This window comes from Phytobacter sp. RSE-02, from assembly GCF_040578655.1.
Lineage (GTDB): Bacteria > Pseudomonadota > Gammaproteobacteria > Enterobacterales > Enterobacteriaceae > Phytobacter > Phytobacter diazotrophicus.
On sequence record NZ_JBEULY010000018.1, the window covers coordinates 1 to 15657 of the forward strand.

Below are 15657 nucleotides of genomic sequence, written 5' to 3' on the forward strand. Positions count from 1 at the left end.
TGATCGGCGAACATACCGATTATAACGACGGGTTTGTGCTGCCCTGTGCCATCGATTACCAGACCGTGATCAGTTGTTCACCGCGTCAGGATCGTACCGTGCGCGTTATCGCCGCCGATTACGACAACCAGCAGGATGAATTCTCACTCGATGCCCCCATTGTGACCCACCCTTCACAGCAGTGGTCAGACTATGTGCGTGGCGTGGTGAAGCATCTGCAAAAACGTGACAACAGCTTTGGCGGCGCGGACCTGGTGATCAGCGGTAACGTGCCGCAGGGCGCGGGCCTGAGCTCGTCCGCCTCGCTGGAAGTGGCGGTCGGCACCGTGTTTCAGCAGTTGTACCACCTGCCGCTGGACGGCACGCAAATCGCCCTGAACGGCCAGGAAGCGGAAAACCAGTTTGTCGGCTGTAACTGCGGCATTATGGACCAGCTCATCTCGGCGCTGGGTAAAAAAGGCAGCGCGCTGCTGATCGACTGCCGCTCGCTGGGCAGCAGGGCGGTCTCCATGCCGGAGGGCGTCTCCATCGTCATCATTAACAGTAACTTCAAACGCACCCTGGTGGGCAGCGAGTACAACACCCGTCGCGAGCAGTGCGAAACCGGCGCGCGTTTCTTCCAGCAAAAAGCGCTGCGTGACGTGAATATCGATCAGTTCAACGCCGTCGCGCACGAACTGGATCCGGTGGTTGCCCGCCGCGTCCGCCACGTGCTGACCGAGAATGCGCGTACCGTGGAAGCCGCCAGCGCGCTGGAAAAAGGCGACCTGCAGCGTATGGGCGTCCTGATGGCGGAATCCCATGCCTCCATGCGTGATGATTTCGAAATCACCGTACCGCACATCGACACTCTGGTGGAGATCGTGAAAAACACCATCGGCGATAAAGGCGGCGTGCGCATGACCGGCGGCGGATTTGGCGGCTGCGTGGTCGCGCTGGTGCCGGAAGCGCTGGTGCCTGCGGTGAAAGAGGCCGTTGCGGCACAGTACGAAGCTAAAACCGGCATTAAAGAAACCTTTTACGTGTGCAAACCTTCACAGGGAGCGGGACAGTGCTAAATGAATCTTCCGGGGCAGCGCCAGATGGACTGCCCTTCCGTCTGATTACCCTGCGCAACAGCGCAGGGATGGTGGTCACCGTCATGGACTGGGGCGCAACGTTGCTGTCAGCACGGGTCCCGCTTTCCGATGGCTCAGTGCGTGAAGCGCTGCTCGGTTGTGCCACCCCCGAACATTATATCCATCAGAACGCCTTTCTGGGCGCCTCGGTGGGGCGCTACGCGAACCGTATCGCCAAAAGCCAGTTTATCCTCGACGGGGAAACTTATACGCTCGTGCCAAGCCAGGGTGAAAACCAGTTACACGGCGGCCCGGAAGGGTTTGATAAGCGCCGCTGGCGGATTGAGCGACAAAATGACAGTGAAGCGCTGCTCTCATTAACCTCGCCTGATGGCGACCAGGGTTTTCCTGGTAAAGTGAACGCCAGCGTGCTTTATCGCCTTGGCGAAGATAACCGCCTCGCTATCGAGTATCGCGCGACCACGGATAAACCTTGCCCGGTGAATCTGACCAACCACGCCTACTTTAACCTTAACGGCGATCAGAGCGACGTGCGCAGCCACAGGCTGCAATTGCTGGCGGATGCTTATCTACCGGTCGACAGCATGGGTATCCCGGTGGGCGACCTGAAAAACGTGGCGCAGACCAGCTTTGATTTCCGCCAGCCGAAAACGCTGGCACAGGATTTCTTAAGCGATGACGATCAGCGCGTGGTAAAAGGTTACGATCATGCGTTTTTGCTGCAAGCCAAAGGCGATACCAGCCAGCCTGCCGCACACGTCTGGTCGGCGGACAATAAGCTGCAAATGTCTGTTTATACCTCTGCCCCGGCGCTACAGTTTTACTCCGGGAATTTCCTTGAAGGGACACCCGCACGCGGCAATACGGCCTACAGTGCGTGGCAGGGTCTGGCGCTGGAAAGCGAGTTTTTACCCGACAGCCCGAACCGCCCGGACTATCCTCACGGCAGTTGTATTCTGCAACCCGGCGATGAATATGTCAGCCTGACGGAATATCACTTTATTCCCGCCTGATAACAAACCCTCCACGCGGAGGGTTTTTTTTGCCCATTTCGCTGAAATATCGGCCAATCATCGACAAAATGGTAACCACTAATTCACAAGCACCTTACACTGGGCCACTATTTTCGCTATGGTTAAGGGTAATCGTTGCTGCTGGTCATTACAGGGCAATATAATGAGAATTGTTATCATTCAATCAGGCTTATGAAGGAGTAAGTGTATGGCTGTTACTAAACTGGTTCTGGTTCGTCACGGCGAAAGCCAGTGGAACAATGAAAACCGCTTCACCGGTTGGTACGACGTTGATCTGTCCGAGAAAGGCGTTAGCGAAGCCAAAGCAGCAGGTAAACTGCTAAAGGATGAAGGCTTCAGCTTCGACTTTGCGTATACCTCTGTGCTGAAACGTGCCATCCACACCCTGTGGAATGTGCTGGACGAACTGGATCAGGCATGGCTGCCGGTAGAGAAATCCTGGAAACTGAATGAGCGTCACTACGGTGCGCTGCAGGGTCTGAACAAAGCAGAAACCGCTGAGAAATACGGTGACGAGCAGGTGAAACAGTGGCGCCGCGGCTTTGCTGTTACGCCACCGGAGCTGACGAAAGATGACGAGCGCTTCCCGGGCCACGATCCGCGTTATGCAAAACTGACTGAGAAAGAGCTGCCGACCACCGAGAGCCTGGCGCTGACTATCGAACGCGTTGTGCCTTACTGGAACGAAACCATTCTGCCGCGCCTGAAAAGCGGTGAGCGCGTCATCATCGCCGCACACGGCAACTCCCTGCGTGCACTGGTGAAATACCTGGATAACATGGGTGAAGACGAAATCCTCGAACTGAACATCCCGACTGGCGTGCCGCTGGTTTACGAGTTCGACGAAAACTTCAAGCCTATCAAACACTATTACCTGGGGAACGCCGACGAGATCGCTGCAAAAGCGGCTGCCGTAGCCAACCAGGGTAAAGCGAAATAATTTTCGCAAAGCATAAAAAAGCGTGGAGCAATCCACGCTTTTTTTCTTTGTGGCGCCAATACACAAAATCATTGGAGGCTATGTCGGGGCGGCAAAGAAAGAAATCCCCGAGAGCATAGATAACTCTGTGACCGGGGTTTCTGAGTGCAGCCAATAAAGAGACAGGCTTAAGGATGAAGTGTAGTTACTGGCGACGCGCTTTTACTGCTGCCGCTAGTTGGCGCAGGACCGTGTCGGTATCTTCCCAGCCAATGCAGGCATCGGTCACGCTCTTGCCATAGACCAGCGGCTCGCCACTTTCGAGACTCTGATTGCCTTCCACCAGGTGGCTTTCAATCATCACGCCAATAATTGCTTTCTCGCCATCAGCAATCTGCTGACAGACATCTGCCCCCACTTCCATCTGCTTTTTGAACTGCTTGCTGGAGTTCGCATGGCTGAAATCAATCATCACCTGTGCAGGCAGACCGGCTTTTTCCAGCCCCACTTTCACTTCTGCCACATGTTTTGCACTGTAGTTCGGCTCTTTACCACCGCGCAGAATGATATGGCAGTCGCCATTCCCGCTGGTGTTAACAATCGCGGAGTGACCCCATTTGGTCACGGAGAGGAAGCAGTGTGGCGCTCCCGCCGCATTGATCGCGTCAATGGCGACTTTGATGGTGCCGTCAGTGCCGTTTTTGAATCCCACCGGGCAAGAAAGACCAGAGGCCAGCTCACGGTGAACCTGGGATTCAGTGGTACGTGCGCCAATAGCGCCCCAGCTCATCAGGTCGGCAACGTACTGCGGGGTGATCATGTCAAGAAATTCACCGGCAGCCGGTAATCCGCTGTCATTGATATCCAGCAATAACTTACGCGCAATGCGCAGGCCATCGTTGATTTGGAAGCTGTTATCCATATGCGGATCGTTGATGAGCCCTTTCCAGCCGACGGTGGTGCGCGGTTTTTCAAAGTAAACGCGCATCACAATTTCCAGCTCACCCTGAAGCTCTTCACGCAGCGTCAGCAGACGCGCTGCGTACTCCTTGGCTGCAGCCGGATCGTGAATAGAGCACGGGCCAATCACCACCAGCAGGCGATCGTCATTGCCTTTCAAAATTTTGTGAATCGCTTTGCGGGCATGAGAGACCGTTTTGGCCGCAGTTTCGGTAGCAGGAAACTTCTCAAGGAGCGCGACAGGAGGTAATAACTCGTTGATCTCTTTAATGCGTAAATCGTCGTTCTGATAATTCATGATCGTTCCAGCGTTGCCATACTTATTTTAATGAATGCAATCTCTCCAATCTAACTTGTCAGTCAGGTAGTGTAAACGCGAATTTACAGTTCAGGCAGAAAATTCCTGGAATGCCCCTAAAAACCGCCAGAAAGTAGCGAATAGCGATAACGACGCTACACTTTTTAAGTGTTAATACTTAGTTTGTTTTATTTTTCAATATTATATTCTGCCATAATCGGCAATATATAACATGTTTCACTACTGAGCGTGATAGTTCGTTCGCGCATGTCAGGCCGATGATTCGTATCGGTAAACAATGACCAGAACAGGAGCATCATGATGAAAATGAATAAATTAGCGACACTTTTCTTGACGACAACTCTGACCCTGGCAAGCGGTGCGGCATTCGCTGCGGATTCTACCTCTCAAAACAATAATGGTCAGGCAAACGCCGCCGCCAGTGCGGGACAGACAGCACCGGATGCGAAAGAGAACCTTGCGCCAAATACCTCAACAAATGGTTCTGATTCTTCAGGCATGAAACTGAACACTGAGAAACACACCAACTCTCATGTCGGTACTCAGCACATGACAAAAGATGAGATCCATAAAAACTCTCAGTGTAAAGACGGTAAGTGTCCGGATATCAATAAGAAAGTTCAGACCGGTAACGGTATTAACAATGACACAGATACCAAAACCGACGGCACGACGCAGTAAAAATAGTCTGCGGCCAAAATGGGGAGAGCTTCGGCTCTCCTCAATTTTTTCTGCTGATTAGCAAAAGATCTGCAATGATGTAAGACGCTGCTAACGCCAATTACACGGGACGGCTCATTATGGCGCATTCGCATTCACACTCTCACTCTCACCTGCCTGCTGACGCCAATGCGCGGCGATTACTTCTGGCCTTTAGCGTCACAGCATTGTTCATGCTGGTCGAGGTGGTTGGGGGACTGGTTTCAGGCTCACTGGCGTTACTGGCCGATGCCGGGCATATGCTGACGGATGCTGCTGCACTCTTTTTTGCCCTGCTGGCAGTGCATTTTGCCCACCGCCCCTCAGGACCCCGACGCACTTTTGGCTGGCTTCGCCTGACCACGCTGGCTGCCTTTGTTAATGCTATTGCGCTTGTATTGATTACTTTTTTTATCGTCTGGGAAGCCATTCAGCGCTTTTACCATCCTCAACCCGTGGCAGGTATGACAATGATGGTGATTGCCGTCATGGGATTGCTGGCGAATATCCTGGCATTCTGGCTGCTGCATCGTGGTAATGAAGAACGGAATTTGAATGTCCGGGCGGCAGCCCTGCATGTGCTTGGCGATCTGCTGGGTTCCGTGGGTGCCATTGCCGCTGCGCTGATCATTATGTTTACCGGCTGGACACCCGCCGACCCGATACTTTCGATACTGGTCTCGGTGCTGGTCTTACGCAGCGCGTGGGCACTATTGCGTGAAAGCGTCAATGAATTGCTGGAGGGGGCGCCCACTTCACTGGATATCAACGCCCTGAAACGGCATCTGCGGCGGGCCATTAGCGAAGTGCGCGATGTCCATCATGTGCATGTCTGGCTGGTGGGAGAAAAAGCGCTGATGACGTTACATGTCCAGGTTATTCCACCACACGATCACGACGGACTACTGCGGCAAATTGAACATTTTCTGGTGCATCACTATCAGATTGAGCATGTCACCATCCAGATGGAGTACCAGCCTTGTAGTGGGCCTGACTGCCATCTCAGCGAGACGCAGCCAGACCAAAGCCATTCACACCATCATTAGTTTGAGAACGCGTGAGAGCCGCGCTCACGGGCGCTATTTATCCACATCCGGCTACCGTTGAGTGCGATAAAGGTCAAAATCATATATTCCAGCGACATGGCCCAGACGCCTTGCAGGGCAAAAATCACCACGCTGATGACATTGATAATGACCCACAGCAGCCAGTTCTCGACATATTTCCGCGTCATCAAAACCATGGCGACGATGGAAAGTACCATCATGCAGGAATCCCAGAACGGGAAGGCGTCTGGCTGCAGTTCGGGCATCGCCACATTCAGCCCCACCGTCTGCATCATCGAGACCGCCACGCGCGTGAGCACCGCAAAGACCGGATCGATAAAGAAAGTCATAAAACCGATAGCAAGCGCGCAGACCACCAGCCAGGCTAAAGCCTTGGGTAAAGGCAACCAGCGGATTTGCAGAACTGCCTCGTTGGCGGTTGTTTGCCGCGACCAGGCGTACCAGCCGTAGATATTGGCGGCAAAGAAAAAAAGCTGGAGCAACAGGCTGGCGTAGAGCTGGATCTGGAAGAAGATAATGGCAAACAGCGTTACGTTGATTAAGCCAAATGCATAATTACTGATTTTTTCCAGGCTGGCGAGCCAGATGCATAACAGTCCCGCCACCGTCCCTACTGCTTCAATCCATGACAGATCGTAGCCTCCGGCGCCGATCGGGATATGTACCAAGATATTCTGCGTGCTAAAAAAATCCATCTTTTCCCCAGAGCGTATTCCTACGCATTTTTCCTCATTAAGAACGTAGTGTAGCCGCAAAATCCAACATACGGTTCAGTGGCAACAACGCGCCTTCACGCAGCGCGGCGTCGACATGGATCTCGTGCGCCACGCCACCGTTCTCCAGCCCTTCGGCAATAGCTTTCAGACCATTCATTGCCATCCACGGGCAGTGAGCACAGCTACGGCAGGTTGCTCCCTCCCCGGCGGTCGGCGCCTCAAGTAACTCTTTCTCTGGCACCGCCTGCTGCATTTTATAAAAGATACCGCGGTCAGTGGCGACAATCAGTTGCTTATGTGGAAGTGTTTTTGCGGCATTGATCAACTGGCTGGTGGAACCGACCGCGTCGGCCAGTTTGACCACAGAGTCCGGAGATTCCGGGTGCACCAGGATGGCGGCATCCGGATAAAGCGCCTTCATGCGAATCAGCGCCTGTGTTTTAAATTCGTCATGTACAATGCAGGCCCCTTGCCAGCACAGTACATCCGCACCCGTTTGTTTCTGTACGTAGCTGCCGAGATGGCGATCAGGCGCCCAGATGATTTTCTCGCCGAGGCTATCCAGATGTTCAATCAACTCAACGGCAATACTGGATGTCACAACCCAGTCAGCACGGGCTTTCACTGCCGCTGAGGTGTTGGCGTACACTACAACGGTACGGTCCGGATGCGCATCGCAAAAAGCGCTGAACTCCTCAATCGGACAGCCCAAATCCAGCGAACACTCTGCGTTGAGTGTCGGCATAAGGATGGTTTTTTCGGGACTGAGGATTTTGGCGGTTTCACCCATAAAGCGCACGCCCGCGACCAGCAGCGTTGAGGCCGGATGTTTGGCTCCAAAACGCGCCATCTCAAGTGAGTCAGAAATACAGCCGCCCGTCTCTTCCGCCAGTTGCTGAATTTCCGGGTCCGTGTAGTAATGTGCAACCATCACGGCATCACGCTCTTTTAACAAGCGTTTGATTTTTTCCCGATAAAATTCTTTTTCATCACGGCTCAGCGGAAGAGGCTTAGGGGGAAAAGGATAGATTGCGGCTTGCGGATCGAACATTACGCTCATCATGCTTACTCGTTTTACTGGCTTAACAAAATGCCTTTCTTTTACGACAGCGCGGCAAAGGTAAGGCGAATGTGTTTTATATACTAAACAAGATAGCGGATTAAGGGGTAAAAGTCACAAGAAATGAACGGATGGGTGATGAAGTGCAAGGGAAAGCGATAAATCGGCTCATTGCAAATAGCAAAAAAGCGCCGCCAGCGCCATTTTTACATTGGTGGGTCGTGCAGGATGACTCGGCTTCGCCTCGCCCTCCGGGCCGTCGCCGCAGGCGGCTCCGTTGTCTCACTGCGTTCGACCCGAACCTGCTGCAGGTGTACTCGTCTCATCCTGAGACTCACCCTCCGGGCCAACGCTATCGCGTTGTTCAAAATTGTTCCCGACAATTTTGTCGAATCTTTTATATCGCAGATAGCAAAAAAGCGCCGCCAGCGCCATTTTTACATTGGTGGGTCGTGCAGGATGACTCGGCTTCGCCTCGCCCTCCGGGCCGTCGCCGCAGGCGGCTCCGTTGTCTCACTGCGTTCGACCCGAACCTGCTGCAGGTTCGAATCTTTTATATCGCAGATAGCAAAAAAGCGCCTTTAGGGCGCTTTTTTACATTGGTGGGTCGTGCAGGATTCGAACCTGCGACCAATTGATTAAAAGTCAACTGCTCTACCAACTGAGCTAACGACCCCAGGCGGGATTTTACTGCTTTAATCATTCAGAGTGGTGGGTTGTACAGGATGACTCGGCTTCGTCTCGCCCTACGGGCCGTTGCTGACGCAACGTTATCCTTCACGTCCTCTACCAGTGACCACCTTGGAATTGGTGGGTCGTGCAGGATTCGAACCTGCGACCAATTGATTAAAAGTCAACTGCTCTACCAACTGAGCTAACGACCCATACGGGTGTCATCTGAAAGATTTTTACTCGGAACCACATAAAGCTGTGGATCGTGCAGGATGACTCGGCTTTGCATCGCCATTCGGCCGTTGCTAACGCAACGAGATCCTTCACGTTTAACACTGGAGTAAAGCGTTAAATTGGTGGGTCGTGCAGGATTCGAACCTGCGACCAATTGATTAAAAGTCAACTGCTCTACCAACTGAGCTAACGACCCGAGTGGTGGGTGATGACGGGATCGAACCGCCGACCCCCTCCTTGTAAGGGAGGTGCTCTCCCAGCTGAGCTAATCACCCGATACTACGCTGGATACTGACTTAGTGGTGGGTCGTGCAGGATGACTCGGCTTCGCCTCGCCATACGGGCCGTTGCTGACGCAACGTTATCCTTCACGTTTTACTATCGCGTTCCACCAGAACGATTGGTGGGTCGTGCAGGATTCGAACCTGCGACCAATTGATTAAAAGTCAACTGCTCTACCAACTGAGCTAACGACCCACTTTTGCGTTGCTTTTGGTTTGTTTGATATCCCGTGGCAACGGCGGCATATATTACTGATTTAAGAACGCAGCGCAACAAGAATTTCGAGGAAGATCACCTGACTGCTTATGATTCACGCGACAAGACCAGAAAAAAAGCGATTTCTGGTCATGTGCTATTCATCACATAGAACCGAGACGTTTCTGCGCCTGTTTTGCACCTTCGGTACCCGGATACTTCGCGACCACCTGCTGGTAAACGGCTTTCGCCTTCGCCGTGTCACCTTTGTCTTGCATGATCACGCCGACTTTAAACATCGCATCTGGCGCTTTCGGTGATTTGGGGTAATTTTTCACCACGGAGGCAAAATAGAACGCCGCATCATCCTTTTTACCCTTGTTGTAATTCAACTGCCCCAGCCAATAGTTGGCATTCGGAACATAGGTTGAATCAGGGTATTTTTTAACAAAGTTCTGGAATGCGGCAATCGCGTCATCCTGGCGAGATTTATCCTGTACCAGGGCAATCGCTGCATTGTAATCGGTATTGGCATCACCGCTTTGTACCGGTGCGCCAGAGGTTGCCGCTTCGTCAGGCGCTGCCTGTGCCGCTGCCCCACCCTGATCGCCCGAAGCCTGCTGCGTTTGACCTGCCGCACCGCCGTTACTCAGACTACCGATCTGCTGCTGAATTTGCTGCTGACGTTCAACAACCTGATTAAGCTGGTACTGACTTTCCTGAATTTGGCCACGCAGGGTGTCAATATCCGCCTGGTTATCAGCGAGTTGTTGCTGGAGTTGAGTTAAAAGCTGGCTGTGAGCATTAGAAATACGCTCGAGTTGAGTGACACGGTCTTCGACCGAGCCTGAGCCGACACTACTGATTGGCGCTTGAGCATTAGCGGCCCAGGGGGCCGCTATGCCAACCAGTAACGACAGACTCAATAAATGATGTCTGAGGTTACTGCTCATGCAATTCTCTTAGTAAACCAGTACGGCACGACGGTTTTTAGCGTAAGCCGCTTCGTCATGACCCAGTACTGCAGGTTTTTCTTTACCGTAAGAAACGATGGAGATCTGGTCAGCGGTAACACCTTTACCCTGCAGGTACATTTTAACGGCGTTAGCACGACGTTCGCCCAGGGAGATGTTGTATTCCGGAGTACCACGTTCGTCCGCGTGACCTTCTACGGTGACTTTGTAAGACGGGTTGCTACGCAGGAAGTTAGCGTGCGCGTCCAGCATCGCAGCGAAATCAGAACGGATGTCATACTTGTCCAGATCGAAGTAGACGATGTTGTTCTGCTGCAGCTGCTGCATCTGCAGACGAGCTTGCTCTTCAGAAGACATGTTACCGTTGCCGTTCATACCAGTGCCCGCACCCAGCATACCTTCGCCATTCTGGTCGTTGGTTGCTTTTTTAGAAGAACAGGCCGCGATTGCCATGATCGGCATAACCAGCATCAGGCCTTTCAGCACTTTGTTCAGTTGCATTTCGTTAATTCCTTTAATTACCAATTATTATTTAGACAGATACGGCGACCAGGCAGGGGATTTCACCTGTCCATCAGACGCCGGAATACGCGCTTTGAAACGCCCATCTGTAGAAACCAGATTCAGCACGGATCCCATCCCCTGAGAAGAGCTGTAGATTACCATCGTGCCGTTAGGTGCCAGACTCGGCGATTCATCCAGGAACGTTGACGATAAAACCTGCACGCCACCCGCTACCAGATCCTGCTTGGCAATGTGTTGCTGACCGCCATCGGAGCTCACCATTACCATAAACTTACCGTCAGAACTTACGTCAGCATCCTGGTTTTGTGAACCCTGCCAGGTGATACGCTGCGCAGCGCCGCCGTTAACGTTAATTTTATAAACTTGTGGACGACCTGCCTGGTCGGAAGTAAACGCCAGATTCTGGCTATCCGGGAACCAGGTAGGTTCAGTGTTGTTGCTGCGACCGTCAGTGACCTGACGGATTTGACCAGACCCCAGATCCATCACGTAGATGTTCAGGCTACCGGTTTTTGACAGCGCAAAGGCAATCTTAGAACCATCCGGAGAGAATGCCGGCGCACCGTTGTGACGCGGGAAAGACGCAACCTGACGAATCGCAGTGCTGGACAGATCCTGAATCACCAGCGCAGAACGACCACTTTCGAAGGTCACATACGCCAGTTTAGAGGCATCTGGCGACCACGCCGGAGACATCAGCGGCTGCGAAGAGCGATGAACGACAGCAGTGTTGAAACCATCGTAATCAGAAACGCGCAGTTCGTACGGGAACTGGCCGCCACTGCTCTGCACGACATACGCGATACGGGTGCGGAATGCACCTTTAATGCCGGTCAGTTTCTGGAACACATCGTCACTGGCAGTGTGCGCGCCATAGCGCAGCCACTGTTTGCTGACGTTGAAGGAGTTCTGTGCCAGTACGGTACCCGGCGCACCGCCAGTGTCGACCAACTGGTAAGCCACTTTATAGGTGCCATCCGGGTTCGGACTGACCTGGCCCACAACGACGGCATCAATACCCAGTGCAGACCATGCTGCGGGCTGAACTTCCTGGGCCGTCGCCGGCTGCTGAGGCAGACGAGAACGATCCAGAGGATTGAATTTACCGCTGTTACGCAGATCCGACGCCACGATATTGCCGATATCCTCAGGCGCGCCGCCAGGGCCTGCCCACTGGAAGGGCACAACACCGATTGGGCGTGCCGAGTCCACCCCCTGGGTGATCTCGATACGTACTTCTGCGTGCAGCACCGCTGCCCACAGCATCAGAAAACCAAACGCTACACGTAATGCCTGCTTCATCTCATCTCCCTTATCCGGGCGGAAAACCCGCGATAATTTAGCAGAATGTTAACAAACTCAATTATACAAAACTACCGAAACACAGGGACTAACTTAGTCTGTTTTCCCTGCCCGTGCAGAAGAATTCGTAACTAAGGTTTAAAGTCCAGAGGTACATTTCTAAAGACCTTATAGACCTCAGCCGTTGGCGGTTTAGGGAACTTCGACATACGATTTGTCGCGGCTAACATCGCCTGACAAAACGCTGGGTCGCCCCCCTCCTGCGCCACTGAGAGCAAAGTGCCGTCTTCTGCAATTTTCACACGCAACGTACAGGTTTTGCCCGCATAAGTGTCCCAGTCATACAGATGGCCTTTAATCGCCGCCTGCACTTGAGACATATAAGCACTGATATCAGCCTGAGACGCTCCGCCTTGACCTGCCTTACTTCCTTTAGCAGGTGAATCGCCACCTGTGGTACCACTGGAATGACCTTTCGGCGCATTCTTACCGGAACTCAGATCGCCCAGCAGATCGTCAACGCCTGACGCGGCAGCCGCTTTCTCTGCAGCCGCTTTCTTGGCTGCAGCAGCTTTCTCGGCAGCGGCTTTCTTGTCGGCAGCAGCCTTCTCAGCAGCCGCTTTCTTATCTGCAGCGGCCTTCTCAGCAGCAGCGGCTTTTTCAGCGGCGGCTTTCTCTGCCGCTGCCTTCTCGGCAGCCGCGGCTTTTTCAGCGGCGGCCTTCTCTGCTGCGGCTTTTTTCGCAGCGTCCGCAGCCGCTTTCTTCTCAGCATCCTGCTGAGCTTTCTTCGCGGCTTCTGCTTCGGCTTTCTTCTGAGCATCGGCTGCAGCTTTGGCCGCTTCTGCTTCGGCTTTTTTCTTCGCATCAGCCGCCGCTTTAGCTGCATCGGCTTCTGCTTTTTTCTGTGCATCTGCCGCCGCTTTCTTCGCGGCTTCCGCGGCTTCTTTTGCCTGTGCATCCGCTTTCGCTTTTGCATCAGCAGCGGCTTTTGCTGCAGCTTCTTCCGCCTGTTTTTGCGCTTCCTGCGCTTTCTTCGCGGCGTCTTCTGCTTTTTTCTGTTCTGCGGCCTGCTCACGGGCAGCTTCTTGCGCCTGCAAACGTTCCTGCTCAAGCTGTTTTAAGCGCTCCTGCTCGGCAGCCTGTTTTTCACGCAGTTCTTCTGCCTGCTGCTGGGCCTGCTTGTCACGCTGCTCTTGCGCACGCTTTGCGCTGGCCTGTTGCTGCTGCTGACGGTTGTAATTCTGGACAACGGCACCGGGATCGACCATTACCGCATCAATAGAAGAACCGCCGCCGCCACCCGCAGAAGCATCAATATTTTCATCAAACGAACTCCAGATCAGCAGTGCAACCAGAATCACATGCAACACCGCCGAAATGATTATCGCTCGTTTAAGTTTGTCGTTTTGTTCGGTTGCCTTTGACACTCTCGGTTCCCAAAAACTGCCGCCTGTTAAGCCGGTGATCAGATAGGCTGCGTCATCAAGCCAACCGATTTAACACCCGCGCTGTGTAACAGGTTTAGCGCTTTAATGATTTCATCGTAAGGCACTTCTTTTGCGCCACCGATCAAGAAAACGGTTTTCGGATTTGATTGCAGGCGACGCTGCGCTTCTGCAATCACTTGCTCTGGCGGTAGCTGATCCATGCGATCTTTTTCCACCACCACGCTGTATTGTCCGACACCGGAAACCTCAATAATGACCGGAGGATCGTCATTGGTGCTGACGGTTTTCGACTCTGTCGCATCCGGCAGGTCAACCTCCACGCTCTGGGTGATGATCGGTGCGGTTGCCATAAAGATCAGCAACAGCACCAGCAGCACGTCCAGCAGCGGAACAATATTGATTTCGGATTTGAGGCCACGACTGTTACGGCTGCCCCGTCCACGCGTTCTGGCCATGGTTTACCCCTTGTTGCTCTCGGTGCTGGTAAACGCCTGACGATGCAGAATAGCCGTGAACTCTTCCATAAAGTTGTCGTAGTTCAGCTCCAGTTTGTTCACGCGCTGGTTCAGGCGGTTGTAGGCCATTACCGCCGGAATCGCTGCGAACAGGCCGATTGCGGTGGCGATCAACGCTTCGGCGATACCCGGCGCAACCATCTGTAAGGTTGCCTGCTTCACCGCACCCAGTGCGATAAAGGCGTGCATGATCCCCCACACCGTACCAAACAGACCAATATACGGGCTGATGGAGCCGACGGTACCGAGGAAAGGAATATGCGTTTCCAGGTTTTCCAGCTCGCGGTTCATCGAAATGCGCATCGCCCTGGATGCCCCTTCGACAATCGCTTCCGGCGCATGGCTGTTGGCACGGTGTAAACGCGCAAACTCTTTGAACCCGCTGTAGAAGATTTGTTCCGAACCCGTCAGGTTATCACGACGCCCCTGGCTTTCCTGGTACAGACGCGACAGTTCAATGCCCGACCAGAACTTGTCTTCAAAGGCTTCCGCTTCACGACCGGCTGCGTTGAGAATGCGCGTTCGCTGGATGATGATGGCCCAGGATGCGATTGAAAAACCAATCAAAATCAACATGATAAGTTTGACCAGAAGGCTAGCCTTCAGGAACAAATCAAGGATGTTCATGTCAGTCACTGCTTAAACTCCGCGACAATAGACTTGGGAAGCGCACGAGGCTTCATTAAGAGTGGATCAACACAGACAATCAGTACCTCAGCTTCGTTCAGAACTGTATTCTCTGCGTTGACGATCCGCTGCGTGAAGACCAGAGAGGTCCCGCGCATTGATGTAATTTCCGTTTGGACTTCGAGCATATCGTCGAGTCTGGCGGGCGCAAAATACTCCAGCGTGAGCTTGCGTACCACGAATGCGACGCGCTCGGCCAGCAAGACTTGCTGGCTAAAGTGATGGTGGCGCAGCATCTCAGTGCGTGCTCGTTCATAAAAAGCCACGTAGCTGGCGTGGTAAACCACACCACCGGCGTCGGTATCTTCGTAATAGACACGAACCGGCCATCGAAACAGCGTTGTATTCACTTTACATCCCGGTAATGCAATTAAATTGTGTCCTGTCATGGTTCGCGGATGGCACTGATGAACAATGGCAGGACTCAACCTCAAGTTAGAGCTTTTAAACTTCGCTACTATACGCGCGGGGAAGATGGTTTGGAATGGGTAGAAGTAAACGGAGAGTAAAAATATATGGGCTTTTGCAAGCCCATATCATAAGCGGAGATTTCTTATTCAAAAGAAGAAGAAAATCAAACCTGCCAGCATTACAAGGTCTGCGATCAGCGGGCAAAAAATGCCTTGCCAGTGTATCGCGCGGGGACGGAATCCTACCCCATGAATCACACCAGCGCAGACGGCCCACATCAGCAGAAAGCCATGCCAGATTTCCAGGTCGCTGGTCTTTGCCGCGAAGCGCGAGGGATCCCAAAAGATACAGCCTGCCAGCACTAATGCCATAATTAAGGAAAGCGCCCTTAACGGGCGCTTATCCATTACCGCATAAAGTTTCGCGATAATCTCGTTCATCAATGCTCTTCTTGCTTACCGGCTTTCAGCGCTTCCACGTGTTCAAATGCCAGCGCCGTAATCACTCCAAAAGCACAGGCAAGAAGCGTTCCTAAAATCCATGCGAAATACCACATTAT

General features: G+C 53.0%; 17 protein-coding genes, 5 tRNA genes and 2 other RNA genes. 5 read left to right on the forward strand and 19 right to left on the reverse strand.

The features are described 5' to 3' along the window. From galK to gpmA, 3 genes are all read left to right on the forward strand, one after another. A partial coding sequence (gene galK, locus ABU190_RS23800) for a galactokinase (RefSeq protein WP_354692549.1) occupies positions 1-1058 on the forward strand: 1058 nt, incomplete at its 5' end. Beyond that, entirely contained in the window at positions 1052-2092 is a 1041-nt protein-coding gene (gene galM / locus ABU190_RS23805) for a galactose-1-epimerase (RefSeq protein WP_354692550.1), read from the forward strand. The genes galK and galM, both read left to right, overlap by 7 nt. A gap of 208 nt (positions 2093-2300) precedes the next feature. Beyond that, positions 2301-3053 carry a 2,3-diphosphoglycerate-dependent phosphoglycerate mutase gene (gene gpmA / locus ABU190_RS23810; RefSeq protein WP_041852058.1) on the forward strand — a complete coding sequence of 251 codons (753 nt, stop codon included), beginning with the start codon at positions 2301-2303 and terminating at the stop codon, positions 3051-3053. 184 nt (positions 3054-3237) lie between these two features. On the opposite strand, the gene aroG is transcribed toward gpmA, so the two are convergent. Further along, positions 3238-4290 (reverse strand): 3-deoxy-7-phosphoheptulonate synthase AroG, encoded by a 1053-nt coding sequence (gene aroG, locus ABU190_RS23815; protein ID WP_354692551.1) that lies wholly within the window; start codon positions 4288-4290, stop codon positions 3238-3240. Between the two features lie 321 nt (positions 4291-4611). Here aroG and ABU190_RS23820 point away from each other — a divergent pair, with 321 nt between their 5' ends. Together ABU190_RS23820 and zitB are read left to right on the forward strand one after the other, a co-directional pair. Further along, the gene (locus tag ABU190_RS23820; RefSeq protein WP_041852060.1) at positions 4612-4992 is read left to right on the forward strand and encodes a protein YbgS; all 381 of its coding nucleotides are present in this window, start codon (positions 4612-4614) and stop codon (positions 4990-4992) included. Between the two features lie 119 nt (positions 4993-5111). Then, a complete protein-coding gene (zitB, locus tag ABU190_RS23825) occupies positions 5112-6056 on the forward strand; it encodes a CDF family zinc transporter ZitB (protein WP_354692552.1) in 945 nt (314 codons plus the stop codon). Here the strand turns inward: zitB and pnuC are convergent. The 18 genes from pnuC to cydX all read right to left on the reverse strand — a co-directional run bounded on the left by pnuC (position 6053) and on the right by cydX (position 15654). Continuing rightward, a complete protein-coding gene (pnuC, locus tag ABU190_RS23830) occupies positions 6053-6772 on the reverse strand; it encodes a nicotinamide riboside transporter PnuC (protein WP_041852062.1) in 720 nt (239 codons plus the stop codon). The genes zitB and pnuC overlap by 4 nt on opposite strands. Before the next feature lie 37 nt (positions 6773-6809). Beyond that, a complete protein-coding gene (gene nadA, locus ABU190_RS23835; protein ID WP_296417951.1) occupies positions 6810-7853 on the reverse strand; it encodes a quinolinate synthase NadA in 1044 nt (347 codons plus the stop codon). Positions 7854-8065: 212 nt separating this feature from the next. Further along, positions 8066-8203, reverse strand: a non-coding RNA gene (locus ABU190_RS23840) — RtT sRNA. Positions 8204-8296: 93 nt separating this feature from the next. After that, positions 8297-8424: non-coding RNA, RtT sRNA (locus tag ABU190_RS23845), on the reverse strand. A gap of 29 nt (positions 8425-8453) precedes the next feature. Beyond that, positions 8454-8529: transfer RNA gene (locus tag ABU190_RS23850), tRNA-Lys, on the reverse strand. Between the two features lie 132 nt (positions 8530-8661). Beyond that, positions 8662-8737 (reverse strand) — tRNA-Lys (locus tag ABU190_RS23855). A 142-nt stretch (positions 8738-8879) separates the two neighbouring features. After that, positions 8880-8955 (reverse strand) — tRNA-Lys (locus tag ABU190_RS23860). A 3-nt stretch (positions 8956-8958) separates the two neighbouring features. Continuing rightward, positions 8959-9034: transfer RNA gene (locus ABU190_RS23865), tRNA-Val, on the reverse strand. Positions 9035-9160: 126 nt separating this feature from the next. Beyond that, positions 9161-9236: transfer RNA gene (locus ABU190_RS23870), tRNA-Lys, on the reverse strand. 164 nt (positions 9237-9400) lie between these two features. Continuing rightward, complete coding sequence (cpoB, locus tag ABU190_RS23875; RefSeq protein WP_041852064.1) at positions 9401-10189, reverse strand: cell division protein CpoB; 789 nt, start codon at positions 10187-10189, stop codon at positions 9401-9403. Between the two features lie 9 nt (positions 10190-10198). Continuing rightward, entirely contained in the window at positions 10199-10711 is a 513-nt protein-coding gene (gene pal / locus ABU190_RS23880; RefSeq protein WP_354692553.1) for a peptidoglycan-associated lipoprotein Pal, read from the reverse strand. Positions 10712-10738: 27 nt separating this feature from the next. Continuing rightward, positions 10739-12037, reverse strand: a complete 1299-nt coding sequence (gene tolB, locus ABU190_RS23885) for a Tol-Pal system beta propeller repeat protein TolB (RefSeq protein WP_041852066.1) — start codon at positions 12035-12037, stop codon at positions 10739-10741. A 131-nt stretch (positions 12038-12168) separates the two neighbouring features. Further along, positions 12169-13464 (reverse strand): cell envelope integrity protein TolA, encoded by a 1296-nt coding sequence (tolA, locus tag ABU190_RS23890; protein ID WP_041852067.1) that lies wholly within the window; start codon positions 13462-13464, stop codon positions 12169-12171. Between the two features lie 38 nt (positions 13465-13502). Beyond that, complete coding sequence (gene tolR / locus ABU190_RS23895) at positions 13503-13940, reverse strand: colicin uptake protein TolR (protein WP_041852068.1); 438 nt, start codon at positions 13938-13940, stop codon at positions 13503-13505. 3 nt (positions 13941-13943) lie between these two features. Continuing rightward, a complete protein-coding gene (tolQ, locus tag ABU190_RS23900; RefSeq protein ID WP_090081892.1) occupies positions 13944-14636 on the reverse strand; it encodes a Tol-Pal system protein TolQ in 693 nt (230 codons plus the stop codon). Continuing rightward, complete coding sequence (ybgC, locus tag ABU190_RS23905; protein WP_041852070.1) at positions 14633-15037, reverse strand: tol-pal system-associated acyl-CoA thioesterase; 405 nt, start codon at positions 15035-15037, stop codon at positions 14633-14635. The genes tolQ and ybgC overlap by 4 nt, the downstream gene beginning before the upstream one ends. A 207-nt stretch (positions 15038-15244) precedes the next feature. Next, the gene (gene ybgE / locus ABU190_RS23910) at positions 15245-15538 is read right to left on the reverse strand and encodes a cyd operon protein YbgE (protein ID WP_041852071.1); all 294 of its coding nucleotides are present in this window, start codon (positions 15536-15538) and stop codon (positions 15245-15247) included. Beyond that, positions 15538-15654, reverse strand: a complete 117-nt coding sequence (gene cydX / locus ABU190_RS23915) for a cytochrome bd-I oxidase subunit CydX (RefSeq protein ID WP_064572420.1) — start codon at positions 15652-15654, stop codon at positions 15538-15540. Before cydX ends, ybgE begins: the two co-directional genes overlap by 1 nt. Positions 15655-15657: the final 3 nt, after the last annotated feature.